The sequence below is a fragment of the Nonomuraea sp. JJY05 genome (assembly GCF_043496855.1).
In the GTDB taxonomy this organism is placed as follows: domain Bacteria; phylum Actinomycetota; class Actinomycetes; order Streptosporangiales; family Streptosporangiaceae; genus Nonomuraea.
On record NZ_JBIEIS010000031.1, the window covers coordinates 76,324 to 89,203 of the forward strand.

16 protein-coding genes are annotated in these 12,880 nt (G+C 69.4%); 10 read left to right on the top strand and 6 right to left on the bottom strand.

The features are described 5' to 3' along the window. Positions 1 to 121 precede the first annotated feature (121 nt). The 3 genes from ACFKCF_RS39390 to ACFKCF_RS39400 are packed head-to-tail and all read right to left on the bottom strand — an operon-like array spanning position 122 to position 2,200. Positions 122 to 1,393, bottom strand: a complete 1,272-nt coding sequence (locus tag ACFKCF_RS39390; RefSeq protein ID WP_394500408.1) for a cytochrome P450 — start codon at positions 1,391 to 1,393, stop codon at positions 122 to 124. Between the two features lies 1 nt (position 1,394). Next, complete coding sequence (locus tag ACFKCF_RS39395) at positions 1,395 to 1,595, bottom strand: ferredoxin (RefSeq protein ID WP_394500409.1); 201 nt, start codon at positions 1,593 to 1,595, stop codon at positions 1,395 to 1,397. Next, the gene (locus ACFKCF_RS39400; protein WP_394500410.1) at positions 1,592 to 2,200 is read right to left on the bottom strand and encodes a TetR family transcriptional regulator; all 609 of its coding nucleotides are present in this window, start codon (positions 2,198 to 2,200) and stop codon (positions 1,592 to 1,594) included. The genes ACFKCF_RS39395 and ACFKCF_RS39400 overlap by 4 nt, the downstream gene beginning before the upstream one ends. A gap of 403 nt (positions 2,201 to 2,603) precedes the next feature. Here ACFKCF_RS39400 and ACFKCF_RS39405 point away from each other — a divergent pair, with 403 nt between their 5' ends. Further along, positions 2,604 to 2,768 carry a hypothetical protein gene (locus ACFKCF_RS39405; RefSeq protein WP_394500411.1) on the top strand — a complete coding sequence of 55 codons (165 nt, stop codon included), beginning with the start codon at positions 2,604 to 2,606 and terminating at the stop codon, positions 2,766 to 2,768. A gap of 278 nt (positions 2,769 to 3,046) precedes the next feature. Here ACFKCF_RS39405 and ACFKCF_RS39410 read toward each other — a convergent pair whose 3' ends face one another. From ACFKCF_RS39410 to ACFKCF_RS39420, 3 genes are read right to left on the bottom strand one after another with little or no spacing between them, the layout of a single operon-like run. Continuing rightward, complete coding sequence (locus ACFKCF_RS39410; RefSeq protein ID WP_394500412.1) at positions 3,047 to 4,465, bottom strand: Nramp family divalent metal transporter; 1,419 nt, start codon at positions 4,463 to 4,465, stop codon at positions 3,047 to 3,049. Continuing rightward, entirely contained in the window at positions 4,462 to 4,959 is a 498-nt protein-coding gene (aroQ, locus tag ACFKCF_RS39415; protein ID WP_394500413.1) for a type II 3-dehydroquinate dehydratase, read from the bottom strand. Before aroQ ends, ACFKCF_RS39410 begins: the two co-directional genes overlap by 4 nt. 14 nt (positions 4,960 to 4,973) lie before the next feature. Next, on the bottom strand, positions 4,974 to 5,846 hold the full coding sequence (locus ACFKCF_RS39420; RefSeq protein WP_394500415.1) for a shikimate dehydrogenase: 873 nt from the start codon (positions 5,844 to 5,846) through the stop codon (positions 4,974 to 4,976). Between the two features lie 30 nt (positions 5,847 to 5,876). Between ACFKCF_RS39420 and ACFKCF_RS39425 the strand changes: the two genes are divergently transcribed. The 9 genes from ACFKCF_RS39425 to ACFKCF_RS39465 all read left to right on the top strand — a co-directional run bounded on the left by ACFKCF_RS39425 (position 5,877) and on the right by ACFKCF_RS39465 (position 12,799). Continuing rightward, positions 5,877 to 6,653 carry an IclR family transcriptional regulator gene (locus ACFKCF_RS39425; protein ID WP_394500416.1) on the top strand — a complete coding sequence of 259 codons (777 nt, stop codon included), beginning with the start codon at positions 5,877 to 5,879 and terminating at the stop codon, positions 6,651 to 6,653. 282 nt (positions 6,654 to 6,935) lie between these two features. Further along, positions 6,936 to 7,730, top strand: coding sequence for a 2-keto-4-pentenoate hydratase (locus ACFKCF_RS39430; RefSeq protein WP_394500418.1), 795 nt, complete (start codon positions 6,936 to 6,938; stop codon positions 7,728 to 7,730). After that, a complete protein-coding gene (locus ACFKCF_RS39435; protein WP_394500419.1) occupies positions 7,727 to 8,623 on the top strand; it encodes an acetaldehyde dehydrogenase (acetylating) in 897 nt (298 codons plus the stop codon). Before ACFKCF_RS39430 ends, ACFKCF_RS39435 begins: the two co-directional genes overlap by 4 nt. Next, entirely contained in the window at positions 8,623 to 9,675 is a 1,053-nt protein-coding gene (gene dmpG / locus ACFKCF_RS39440; RefSeq protein WP_394500420.1) for a 4-hydroxy-2-oxovalerate aldolase, read from the top strand. Before ACFKCF_RS39435 ends, dmpG begins: the two co-directional genes overlap by 1 nt. Further along, on the top strand, positions 9,672 to 10,454 hold the full coding sequence (locus ACFKCF_RS39445) for a 2-keto-4-pentenoate hydratase (RefSeq protein ID WP_394500421.1): 783 nt from the start codon (positions 9,672 to 9,674) through the stop codon (positions 10,452 to 10,454). The genes dmpG and ACFKCF_RS39445 overlap by 4 nt, the downstream gene beginning before the upstream one ends. Positions 10,455 to 10,457: 3 nt before the next feature. After that, positions 10,458 to 10,646, top strand: a complete 189-nt coding sequence (locus ACFKCF_RS39450; RefSeq protein WP_394500422.1) for a 2-hydroxymuconate tautomerase — start codon at positions 10,458 to 10,460, stop codon at positions 10,644 to 10,646. Next, positions 10,643 to 11,035 (top strand): carboxymuconolactone decarboxylase family protein, encoded by a 393-nt coding sequence (locus tag ACFKCF_RS39455; protein ID WP_394500423.1) that lies wholly within the window; start codon positions 10,643 to 10,645, stop codon positions 11,033 to 11,035. Before ACFKCF_RS39450 ends, ACFKCF_RS39455 begins: the two co-directional genes overlap by 4 nt. Then, positions 11,028 to 11,975 carry a VOC family protein gene (locus ACFKCF_RS39460; protein WP_394500424.1) on the top strand — a complete coding sequence of 316 codons (948 nt, stop codon included), beginning with the start codon at positions 11,028 to 11,030 and terminating at the stop codon, positions 11,973 to 11,975. Before ACFKCF_RS39455 ends, ACFKCF_RS39460 begins: the two co-directional genes overlap by 8 nt. Next, positions 11,972 to 12,799 (top strand): sugar phosphate isomerase/epimerase family protein, encoded by an 828-nt coding sequence (locus tag ACFKCF_RS39465; RefSeq protein ID WP_394500425.1) that lies wholly within the window; start codon positions 11,972 to 11,974, stop codon positions 12,797 to 12,799. Before ACFKCF_RS39460 ends, ACFKCF_RS39465 begins: the two co-directional genes overlap by 4 nt. Positions 12,800 to 12,880 lie beyond the last annotated feature (81 nt).

Here is a 12,880-nt window from a genome sequence, read left to right on the forward strand (position 1 = left end):
GGGCTGGTGGCGGGTCCACCGCCACCAGCCCGGCCGCCACGACCATGAGCTCCGCCCACCAGACGAACGGAACCTCGCCCGGGTCCCACTCCCCCACGACCAGCCGCCGCAGCCTTCCTGATCACCGGATGCGGATCGGGAGCGTGCGCGGGCCGCGGACCTGGCCCGTGGCCCAGGTGACCCGCGCCGGGTCGTCGAGGCCGAAGGCCGGGATGCGCTCCAGCCACACCTCAAGGGCCACCCGCAGCTCCATGCGGGCCAGGTGCGAGCCCACGCAGCGGTGGATGCCCAGGCCGAAGGCGGCGTGCCGGTTGACCTCGCGGTCGATGACGACCTCGCCGGCCCGGTCGAACAGCTCCGGGTCGCGGTTGGCCGCCGGGAACGACAGCAGTACCCAGTCGTCGGCCTTCATGTCGACGCCGTTCCAGCGCATGTCCTCCTTGACCAGCCGCGCCATGGTGACCGGCGCGTAGGCCCGCAGGAGTTCCTCCATCGCGGTCGGCAGCAGCTCGGGCTCGGCCACCAGCCGCTCGCGGTCGCGCGGCGTCTTGGCCAGATGCCACAGCGAGGCCCCGATCGCGCTCCACGTGGTGTCGATCCCGGCGATCAGCAGCAGCGCCATCGTCCCCGCCACGTGCGAGGACTCAAGCTTGCGCCCGTACAGCTCGGCGTTGACGAGGTAGGTCGTCAGGTCGTCGCGCGGGTGGTCCACGTGGTCGCGGATCTGGACGAGCAGGTAGTCGAACAGCTGCTCCATCCGCTCCATGCGCTCCTCCGGCGGCCGGTTCACGCCTTCGAGCACATTCTCGATGAACTCGCGGAAGCGGGGCCCGTCCTCGGGCGGGAGGCCGAGCATGTCGGCGATGACCCGCATCGGGATGTGCTGGGCGTAGTCGCGGGCCGCGTCCACGACGTCCTGGCCGGCTAACCCGTCGATGAGCTCATGGCAGAGCGCCCGCGTCGACGCCTCCCGCCTGGCCACGGCGGTCTTGGTGAACGCCGGCAGCAGCAGCCTGCGCGCGTCGTGGTGGAACGGCGGGTCGGAGGAGATCGGCGGCGAGCCGCCGATCGGCGCGGCCTCGCGGGGCGGCCGGAAGTTGCTCATGATGATCGAGCGCGAGGAGAAGCGCTCGGTGTCGTACGCGATGGCCGCCACGTCCTCGTGCCGCGTCGGCAGCCAGCCGCCGCCGAAGCGGTCGGTGTGCGCGATCGGGCACCGCTGCCGCAGCTCGTCCTGGATCGGGTACGGGTCCGCGGCCCACTCGGGCTCCAGGTGGGAGAAGTCGGTCGCCCAGTCGGACACCGGGCCGGTGACGATCTCGCTGCGCGTGCCGAGGGGCCGGTCGTCTCCCGTGTCCCGGAAGTCCTGGCTGAAACGGTCGTCAACGGTCATCTCACGCCTCCTCCACGAGGTCGATCGCCCGCTCGGGGCAGTTGGCCAGGGCCAGGCGCGCCGCCGGCTCCTCGCCCGGCGGCACTACGCCGTCGCCGACGACCTGCCCGTAGCCCTCGCCGTCCTCGCCGAACAGGCCCGGGGCCAGGTCGTAGCAGCGGCCGTGTCCCTGGCAGCGCCCGGGATCGATCTGTACTTTCACTGCGGGTTCTCCGCTCTGTCCGGTGGGGCGACGGCGGCCACGACGCGGGTCAGCAGCGCCGACCACTCGGCGTCGTCGACGGCGTGCAGGTCCGGCGTGATGAGCGCGCTGCCCATCGCCAGCAGCAGGCAGAAGTGGGCCAGCGCGTCCGGCGACAACCCGGGGTCGAGCTCCCCGTCACCCTGGCCCGCGCGTACCAGCTCGGCGATCCAGCCGGCCCGCTCGCCCACGTAGTCGCGCATCGGCCGGGCGACGTCCTCGTCCCGCCTGGCCGCGACCAGCGCCTCGACGACGAGGTAACCGGCCGCCTCGCGGGGGCGCGGCAGCCGCCGTCCCAGAACCAGGAGCAGCTCCGCGGCCGACCTGTGGGGGTCGGCGGCGAACAGGTTGGCCAGGATCCGCCGCCCGTGGGCGCGCAGCGCGGCGACGAGCAGGTCCGCCTTGGAGCCGAAGTGCGCGTACAGCGCGCCGTTGCTCACCCCGGCGGCGGCGGCGATGTCGGCCACGCGCGTGCCGTCGTAACCGCGTGCGGCGAACACCTCGGCGGCCGCCTTCAGCAACCGCTCACGCGTCTCGGCGGCCGTGACGCCCGCGATGCGACCCATGAGTGAATTTAAAGATTGTTCATTTCATCCGTCAAGCACGTAGAGACGTGCAGGGCGATTGTCTGGCGGCCTTGAAGACGACAGTCCGTCACGGCAACTGGAATCGGACATGGAAGCGCGCAATCGAAGTTGGCAGTAGCGGCGTGTACGGCAGGAGGGTTCGGCTCTGGAGATGGCGGCGGTCTGGCCCCGTCGGCTGGCGTTGGTGGTGGCACCGGCGACCGGTGAGTCGTTCACGTCGTGGGTTGATCGGATGACCCTGCGGAACGGATGTGCGCCGTGGGCGATGGTCGAGGCGTTAGTGAGGTCCGTTCACTGGCGTACGGCATCGTCATGACGCCGGAGATGTTCAGGGCGATCGAGGCCGCCACAGGCCTGAGCTCCGAGGTCGTGTGTGGGATGCATGCACCTGGAGATGTTCGACGGCTCGGTCCCGGATCTGGCAGGCGTCCGCGTGGGCGACAAGGAGTCAGTCCGCCGTGCAGAGAGCCGTGAGTGGGCGCAGTTCTTCGGCAGCCGCGTATGCCCGAAGTGCCGGGCGGCTTTGATCGGCGAGCTGGACTGGTGACGCCGCCACCCCGACCTGGCTCCCGACCCCGGGGTGTCACCGGCCGACTTCCGCAGGGACTTCTCGGCGACCGGGTGCCGCCGACCGCGAGGGCGTCGCCGTCGATCTCGAGGCAGGCGGCTCAGAAGTGTTACTGGTCGGCCCGTGACCGTCCCTCGCCCCCGGCGTGGGCACCGCGCCATGATGCTGCCGGCGTCGCGGCGGACCAGATCCCCAGCGGAAGCGGAGATCACCACGCACCGTGTGGGCAGCGTCGGCTCGGGCGGCGCCCAGCCGGGTTAGAGCGCCTGGATCTGGGTTACGACCATGCCGATGGCGAAGAAGCCGTAGAAGGCGACCGCGATGATCAGGCCGATGAGCCGGATGCCACGGACACGGATGGCGGCGGGCAGATCCTTGGTGTTGAGTCGGATGAGCAGAATCGTGTACAGGAGGGTGACCACCGAGGCGGCGCAGGTGGAGACGATCAGCAGGGTGATCGGCTGGTCGAAGCCGGCCATCAGGATGATCGAGCCCAGGATGATCTCGCCCCACACGACGGTGAGGTAGAGACGGGATTCGGTCCAGCGGGTGGAATCGGTCAGATAGTTACGCTTGACGAAGTCGGCGGCGACCCGGCCGATGACGTCGAGCAGGCCCATGGCAGCGGCCCACAGGGAGACGGCGGCGATCGCGAAGAACAGCAGCTTGAGCCAGGGGCCGACTTCGCTGGCCAGGATATCGCCCTCAACCTTCAAGAAGGTGGGGTTGGACTTCAGGTCCGTGCGGCCGAACAAGGTCTCGTAGGCGAGCAGGCTCATGATGGTGATCGTCGCCAGGCAGACCAGGAAAAAGGAGAAGAAGTGCTCGATGTTGGCGCGTTTCCACCACATCTTCCAGCGGGTCAGGTTCTCCTCGTTCTGGGGGAAGCTGAAGCGGTCACCGCCGGAGGCCTCTTCCTGGCCGGTGATCGGGGAGATCAGACGCGGGATGTGTGCTCCCATGCCGTACCGCTTGTCACGGATCCAGTTGCTGAGGACGAGGTTGTGCACGCCGCCGGCGCCAGCCGCGCCGATGGCGCTGAGCAGCATGGTGAAGGTGACGCCGTCAGGGATCTGGCCGAACCCGAGGACGCTCTGCTTGGCGCCTTCGCCCCAGGTGGCCAGCGAGATGACGAAGACCACGGCGACGAGGAGGAAGAAGAGGGTGAGGGCCACCTTCACCACCTCGACGCGTTCCACGGTCTTGTAGATGACCTTGGACAGCGACAGGAGGACACCGATGGCGGCCAGGGCGATGACGGTGATCCAGACCGGATCGCCGGCGCCGATCAGGAAGGTGAAGACGGTCGAGCCGCTGGTGGCCCAGCCGGGCCAGACGTATTGAAAGGCGCCGGCCAGGCAGATGATGATGCCCCAGCCCTTCCACCAGCGTGACAGGCCGGCGACGACGGTCTGGCCGGTGGCCAGCGTGTAGCGTTCGATCTCCATGTTGATGATGATCTGGATGGCCAGGGTGACGATGGCCAGCCACAGCAGGCCGAGGCCGCCAATGGTGGTCAGGTAGGGCCACAGGATGATCTCGCCCGCTGCCAGTCCGATGCCGACGGCGACCACGCCGGGGCCGACCATGCGGCGCAGCGCCATCGGCTCGGGTAGGTCTTTGACGACAACGTCGGCCGGCGCTGATGTCCTGCGGCTGTCGGGGGATGTAGTCATGGGGTTTCTCCCGGGTGGTTCTGTCGGGGGGTGTGACCGGCCGTGGGGGGTGCGGCCAGCAGGTGGGCCACGTGCCGGATGGCCAGCTCGTAGCCGTGGACGCCGGCGCCCACGATGAGGGCGTCGGCTACCGCGGAGACGTAGGAGTGGTGGCGGAACGCCTCTCGCTTGTGCACGTTGGTGATGTGCACTTCGACGGTGGGCAGGCGTACGGCGGCGAGCGCGTCCCGCAGGGCGACCGAGGTGGAGGTGAACCCGGCCGGGTTGATGACGATGGCGCGGCAGTCGGTGCCGGCGGCGTGGATGGCGTCGATGAGGACGCCCTCGTGGTTGCTCTGCACGAAGCGGACGTTCAGTTCGTGCTGGGCCGCCTCTTTGCTGATCATGTCTTCGACGGTGGCGAGGGTGGTGGTGCCGTATTTTTCGGGTTCGCGGGTCCCCAGCAGGTTGAGGTTGGGGCCGTTGACGACTAGGACGGTGGGGGCATCGGGCACAGGAGACCTCCGGGTCAGCTGTTCTGGCTGGAGGTGGGCAGGTCGAGTAGCTGCCGTAGATGGGCGAGCATGCGCTCGGTGTCCGGCTGGCGACCGGTGAACAGCTCGAAGGCCCCTGCGGCCTGGAAGACGCACATGCCGGCCCCGCCGGTGGCCCGCAGGCCGCGCTCACGTGCCGCCGTGACCAGCGCGGTGGGCAGCGGCATGTAGATCACGTCGAAGACCCACAGGCCGGCTCGCAGTAGGTCGGCGGGCAGCGGGAGGCCGGGATGGGCGCGCATGCCCACGGGGCTGGCGTTGACGATGCCGTCGGCGGTCGCCACGGCGTCGGCCAGCCCGTCCGGCGGCGCGTGGGTGATGCGGTCCTGGCCGAATGAGGCAGCCAGGGCCGCGGCCAGGTCGGCTCGCCGCCGTTCGTCGGGCTCGATTATGGTCAGGTGGCCGACCCCGTCGGCTAGCTGGGCGTGGGCGCAGGCGGCTCCGGCTCCGCCGGCGCCGAGCTGCACCACCCGCTCGCGGCATTCGCCGGGCAGATCCCGCCGGAACGCCTCGGCGAAGCCGTACGCGTCGGTGTTATGTCCGATCCTGCGGCCGTCGTGGAACACCACGGTGTTGACCGCGCCGATGGCGCGGGCGTGAGGGGATAGTTCGTCGAGTTCGGCGAGGATGGCCTGCTTGTAGGGGTGGGTGATGTTGAGCCCGACATACCCCTCGTTCTGGGCACTGATCAGCAGGTCGGCCAGGGAGACCTCGGCGGCGATGGTGTCGACGTCGATCAGGGAGTAGGTCACCGCCAGGTTGTGGTGGCGGCCCTCGGCCTGATGCAGTGACGGGGATAGGGACATGGAGATCCCCGCGCCGATGAGCCCGCATCGAACCTCTTGCATTGAGCTGTCTCTCTCCCTCACGCTTGTGCGATGTGTCCCGCTGAACGGAACATTGTCGACTCGGCTGTCGCCCGAGTGTCGGCGGTGCTGAGCGCCTTCGACGCCCATCACCCGGAATTGCGGGTGCTGGAGATCAGCCGCCGGTCCGGGCTGCCGAAGGCGACGACCTCACGGCTGGTCAAGGAGCTGCTGGAGCACGGCTTCCTGGAGCGCGACGGGTCCCGCCTGCATATCGGGACCCGGCTGTTCGAGTTCGGCGAGCTCGCCTCCCGGCACCGCAACCTGCGGTCGGTCGCGCTGCCGTACATGGCCGACCTGCGCGAGGCGACGCGCCAGAGGGTCCACCTGGCGGTCCTGGACGGCCATGACGTCGTCTATGTGGAGATCCTGCGATCCAAGGACGCGCCCCGGATGGCATCGGAGGTGGGCGGGCGGCTGCTCGCCCATGCCTCGGGCGTGGGCAAGGCCCTGCTGGCCTTCGCCGACCCGGTGCTGGTCGAGACGCTCTGCGAGCGACCGCTGAAACCGGTGGGTCCGCGTACGATCACCTCTCCCGAACTCCTGCGCCGGGAGCTGGCACGGGTCAGAAACCTCGGGTTGGCCTTCGACCACGAAGAGTCCGGGCCGGGGGTTGCCTGCGTGGCCAGCCCGATCCTGCGCGCTGACGGCAGCGCCTCGGCCGCGGTGTCGGTCTCCGGCTGGAGCGGGCGTATGAACCTGCGCCGGATGGGCCCGGCCGTCCGCGCCGTCGCCTTGGCTCTGAGCCGTGAGCTGCACAAAAGCGGCTCCGCCGGCGCCGCGCTCTGACCGGACGACCTGCCGCCCGGCGGCTGCTTGTGCACCACGTCTCATAACGCTTCCTTGTTGCTGTGATGTTTGTGCTGCGTTACGTGCGAGGACTTTCCCCCTGCTTCCCGGCGTTCAGCAAGCCAGGCGATCCGCTGAGCGGATCACGCGCCAGAATCTTTACCTAACGGAAGTGATCCGCTCAGCGGATCACTATTGTTGCGATAGTGGGATAGTCGCCGAGAAGCTGCTGGTTGCACGCACGGCGCCGGACAGGAAGGCTCCGGGCAGGAAGGGGAGGCGATGGATGCCGACACGCACGCAGCGCTCACCAAGGAACTGAGACACGCTCAGCTCAGTCGGCAGCCGATCGAGCCGATCAGCGATTCGTATCCGAAACTGAGCGTGGACGACGCGTACGCGATCCAGTTGGCGCAGATCGACCAGCGGGTTGCGGAGGGCGACCCGGTCCAGGGGCATAAGGTGGGGCTCACCTCGGCCGCGATGCAGCGCCAGCTCGGCGTGGATCAGCCGGACTACGGGCATCTGCTGGCCGGCATGTTCCACCTCGAAGCGCTGCCGATCTGCCTGGAGCAGTTCATCAGCCCCCGGGTGGAGCCGGAGATCGCGTTCGTGCTGAAGCGGCCGCTCAAGGGGCCTGGTGTGAACGCCGCGCAGGCGCTGGCGGCCGTCGACTACGTCGTCCCGGCTCTGGAGATCATCGACTCGCGCATCCGCGACTGGAAGATCGGCCTCATCGACACTGTGGCCGACAATGCCTCTTCCGGCGGCGTCGTGCTCGGGTCGCGTCCCGTCAGGGTGGACGCGGTCGATCTGCGGCTGGCCGGGTGCGTACTCACGCACAACGGCACCGTGGCGGGCACCGGCGCCGGTGGCGCGGTGCTGGGCGCGCCGCTGAACGCGCTGGTCTGGCTGGCCAATACCGTGGGCGCGCGGGGCGTGACTTTGGAGGCCGGCCACGTCGTGCTGCCCGGCTCGGTCACCGCGGCCGTGCCGGTCACCGCGGGCGACAGCGTGAGCGCCAGGTTCGGCGGGCTCGGCACGGTGAGCGCCCGATTCACCGGAGGACAGGCATGACGGCCACCGCCGCCATCGTGGGTCCTGGCCACATTGGCACGGACCTGCTGGTCAAGCTGCTGCGCAACACCCACATCGAGCCGATCTACATGGTTGGCGTCGATCCTGCGTCCAGCGGGCTGGCCCGCGCCGAGCGGGAAGGGGTGCAGGCCAGTGCCGGCGGCGTCGACTGGCTGCTGGCCCAGTCCCGGCTGCCGGACTTGGTGTTCGAAGCCACCTCGGCCAAAGCTCACCACGCCAACGCCCCCCGCTACGCCGCGGCCGGCATCACCGCGATCGACCTCACCCCGGCGGCGGTCGGCCCGTACATCTGCCCGGTGGTCAATCTCAGCGCGGACGACGGCGTCCGCAACATCAACATGATCACCTGCGGCGGGCAGGCGACCATCCCCATCATCGCCGCGGTGTCGCGGGTCGTGCCGGTGAACTATGCCGAGATCGTCGCCTCGATCGCCTCCCGCTCGGCCGGTCCCGGGACCCGGGCCAACATTGACGAGTTCACCGAGACGACCGCGCGCGCCATCGAGAGCGTCGGCGGCGCCGTGCGCGGCAAGGCCATCATCATCCTGAACCCGGTCGACCCGCCGATGATCATGAGGGACACCGTGTACTGCTCGATCCCGGCCGACGCCGACCGCGACGCGATCATCGCGTCAGTGCGCCGGATGGTGGCCGACGTCCAGGCGTACGTCCCCGGCTACACGCTGAGGGCCGACCCGCAGTTCGACGACCCTCTGCCGCAATGGGGCGGTCACGCGCGGGTGACGGTGTTCCTGGAGGTACGCGGCAACGGCGACCACCTGCCGCCGTGGGCGGGCAACCTGGATATCATGACGGCCGCCGCCGTACGCGTCGGCGAGCTGCTCACTACGCGGGAAGGGGTGTCCAACTGATGGGCCCCCTGGACAACCACGTGATGGCCCCTGGAGCGGATGCCGTACGCATCACCGACACCACGCTTCGCGACGGCAGCCACGCGGTGGCCCACCAGTTCACCGCCGAGCAGGTGCGGGCCGTGACCCGGGCGCTCGACGACGCGGGCGTCACCGTCATCGAGGTCACCCACGGTGACGGGCTGGCCGGCTCCTCCTTCAACTACGGCTTCTCGGCCACCGATGAGATCGACCTCGTCAAGACAGCGGTGGCCGAGGCGCGCCGGGCCCGCGTCGCCGTCCTGCTGCTACCCGGGGTCGGCACCATCGAAGATCTGCGCCGCGCCCACGATGCCGGGGCGTCCGTCATGCGGGCGGCCACTCACTGCACCGAGGCCGACGTCGCGATCCAGCACTTCGGCGCGGCCCGCGAGCTCGGCATGGAGACGGTCGGCTTCCTGATGCTCGCCCATCGGGTGGACGCTGCCACACTGGCCGCCCAGGCCCGGATCATGGCGGACGCGGGCTGCCAGTGCGTGTACGTCGTCGACTCGGCGGGCTGGATGCTGCCCGACGACGTGACCGCGCGGGTCGAGGCGCTGGTGGCCGAGCTCGGGAGCGACGCCCAAGTCGGCTTTCACGGACATCAGAATCTGTCCGTCGGTGTGGCCAACTCCATCGCCGCCTATCGGGCCGGCGCCCGCCAGATCGACGGCAGCCTGTGCGCGCTCGGCGCGGGCGCGGGCAACTCGCCGACCGAGCTGCTCGCCGTCGTCTTCGACCGGCTCGGCATCCCCACCGGCCTGGACGTCGACGCTGTGCTCACCGCGGCGCACGAGGTGCTCACTCCGCTGGTGCCGCGGCTGCCGGTGGCCGACCGGCCGGCCATCGAGCAGGGCCGCTACGGCGTGTACTCCTCCTTCCTGTTGCACGCCCAGCGGGCGGCGAACCGCTACGGTGTGCCCGCGCACGCCATCCTGCGCAAAGTCGGAGAAGCCGGTTATGTCGGAGGACAAGAAGACATGATCATCGACGTGGCGATCACCCTGGCAGCGGAAAGGGGGCGGGCATGACCGGATGGACCAGCGAGCGAGTGGTGAGTGAGCTGCTCGACCGCGAAACAGAGCGCCGAGCCGGTGGTCGGATCACCGAGCAGTGGCCGGAGCTGGACCTGGCAACCGCCTATCAGGTGCAGGACGAACTGGTGCGCCGCAAGGTCGAGGCGGGCGAGCGGGTCGTCGGCGTCAAGCTGGGCCTCACCTCGCGGGCCAAGCAGCAGCGGATGGGCATCGACTCCCCGCTCACCGCCTGGCTGACCGACGCGATGATTCTGCCCGCCGGTGTGCCGGTTCCGCTGGACGCCCTTATCCGCCCTCGGGCGGAGCCGGAGATCGTCTTCTTCATGGGCGAGCGGCTGGCCGGCCCGGGAGTGTCCGCGGCGAGCGCGCTGGCGGCGGTGGAAAGCGTGCACGCCGGGTTCGAGGTGATCGACAGCCGGTACGAGGATTTCAGCTTCGCGCTGCCCGACGTGGTGGCCGACAACGCCTCCTCCTCGCGGTTCGTCGTGGGTGGCAAGGCCGTGTCGCCCGCCGAGCTTGACCTTGCCCTCGAAGGCTGCCTGCTCGGCATCGACGGCGCGATCGTCGACACCGCGACCGGCGCCGCCGTCCAGGGACACCCGGCCGAGGCGCTGGCCCTGGCCGCCAACGCCCTCGGCCGCCGCGGCCTGGCCATCGAGAAAGGCTGGATCGTCCTGACCGGCGGGCTCACCGACGCCGTGTTCGTCGAACGCGGCCGGACGATCTCCGCCGAGTTCACCCACCTGGGTTCCCTGACACTGATCGGAGCATGACCGTTGCCACTGGTCAACATCAGCATCGTGGCCGGACGCGGTCCGGACAAGATCCGCGCGCTCATCCGAAAGGTGCACACGGCGGTCCAGGAGTCCCTGGACGTTCCGCCCGAGACCATCCGCGTGATCGTCCACGAGGTACCGCCCGAGCACTGGGCGGTCGGCGGCGTCACCAAGGCGGAACAGCCATGAGCGAGCGACCTCACAGCATCGAAGACTTCCGGGCGACGTATCAGGAGATGCTGGGCTTCGTGCCGCCGCGCGTCCAGCAGCGCTTCGCCGCCTCCGCGGAGACCAACCCCGAGGTGCTGCTGGCGCAGGAACGGCTGCGCAACCTGATCATGTATCCCGAGGCGCTGGAGCAGAAGACCGTCCAGCTGGTCCTGTTCGGCATCCTGCACGCCAAGCTCAGCGACGCCGCCAAGCTGCACGGCCTGGCCGCGCTGCGCGCGGGAGCGAGCTGGGACGAACTGCGCGCCGTCGTCGACCTGGCCTTCCTGTTCACCGGCTACTCCGCGGCCAACCGCGGGCCGCAGGTTCTGGCCGAGATCGCAGAGCTGGAGAAGAAGAGTCATGACTGAGCCGCTGTACGAGCTGGCGCACCTGGGTCACGCCGAGTTGCTGACTCCCGTCTACGACCAAAGCCTCGCCTTCCTCATCGAGGTCTACGGGCTCACCCTGGTGACCGAATCCGGCGGCAGCGCCTACCTGCGTGGCTGGGGTGACCACGACCTGACCACGCTCAAACTCACCTCCGCAGACCACGCAGGGCTCGGCCACGTCGGCTGGCGCGCTGTCAGCCCGCAAGCCCTGGAGCGCCGGGTTGCCGCCTTGCAGGAACGCGGCGTGGCCGGCGACTGGATCGACGGCGATGTCGGCCACGGCAAGGCCTACACCTTCCGGGTGCCCAGCGGGCAGCGCATGGAGATCTACTACGAGAGCGAGAAGTACCAGGCGCCCGCCGGACAGCAGTCCTACCTGCCCAACCAGCCGCAGACCTCCGTCGGGCGTGGCGTCGGGGCCGCCCGCATCGACCACATCAACGTGCTGGCCCACGACGTCGTCTCGGTCCGCGGGTTCATGAGCGAAACCTTGGGCTTCAAGCTGCGCGAACATCTCGTCCCGCCGGGTCAGGACGAGGCTGGCGCGTGGATGAGCCTGATGAACAAGGCCCACGACCTGGCCATCACCCGTGAACCCACCACCACTGCTGGTCGCCTGCACCACCTGGCCTACGCCGTCGAGAACCGCGAGGACGTCCTGCGCGCTGCCGACGTCTTCTGCGAACTGGGCGCTTCCATCGAGTTCGGCCCGGCCAAGCACTCCCGCACCCAGGGCTTCTTCCTGTACGTCCTGGAACCCGGCGGCAACCGCATCGAGGTGTTCTCCGGAGGCATCCACATTTTCGCCCCCGACTGGGAACCGGTTCTGTGGACCACCGAAGGCCAGGGCCGCTCCACCGCCTGGGGCCTCGACGTGCCCGTCACCTTCCACTCCCACGCCACCCCGGTCGTGCCATGAACCCGGAACTGACGGCCAGCTTCGTCACGCTGTCCGGCGCCGGTTTCGCGCAACCGGCGCGCGTGCCGTTCGCGGAACGCTGCCGTGCCGCGGCAGCCGCCGGATTCACCGGCATTGGCCTGCACGCACAGGACTACCAGGCGACGCTCGCGCAGGGACATGATGACGCCTCCCTGCGCGCGGTACTGCACGAGCACGGGCTCGCGCTGCGGGAAACAGAGTTCCTCACCGGCTGGGCCATGGCCGACATCGACATCACCGTGTTCGAAGACCTGGCTGGCGCGTTCTCGCCACACCATGTGACCGCGGGTGAGCTCGGCGGCGGCGACCTCGACGTCGCCGCAGCCGGGGCACGCCTGCACGCCATCTGCACGACGCTTGCCCCGTACGGCATCCGAGTCGCGGTCGAGGCGTTCCCCTGGTCGCCGATCAAGGACGTAGCCACCGCCCGCGCGATCGTGGAGGCCTCGGGCTCGCCCAACGCCGGCCTGATGATCGACGTCTGGCACTTCTTCAACACCCGCTCCACCCTCGCCAACTTGGAAGGACTGACTCCCGAGCAGATCGTGGCGGTGCAGCTCAACGACGGCCGCATCGTTGACGACGACTTCCTGGCCGAAGCCCGCCGGGCTCGCCTGCTGCCTGGCGAAGGCGAGCTGAACATTGGGCACCTCCTGCAGGGTTTGTACGAGCTCGGCTTCCGCGGGCCGTATTGCGTGGAGGTCAACTACCCCGCCTTCCGCGAACTGCCCGTCGAGGAGATGGCCACCCGGGCGCACGCAACGGCCACCGAGATCTTGAAGCACCTCAGCTCTGGAGGCTGAAGCCGCTGACTTTGAGCAGCCGCCCCACCGTCATCCGCACCACGGGTTCCTCCAGGGACGACGGGGTCGCCGCGGTTCACC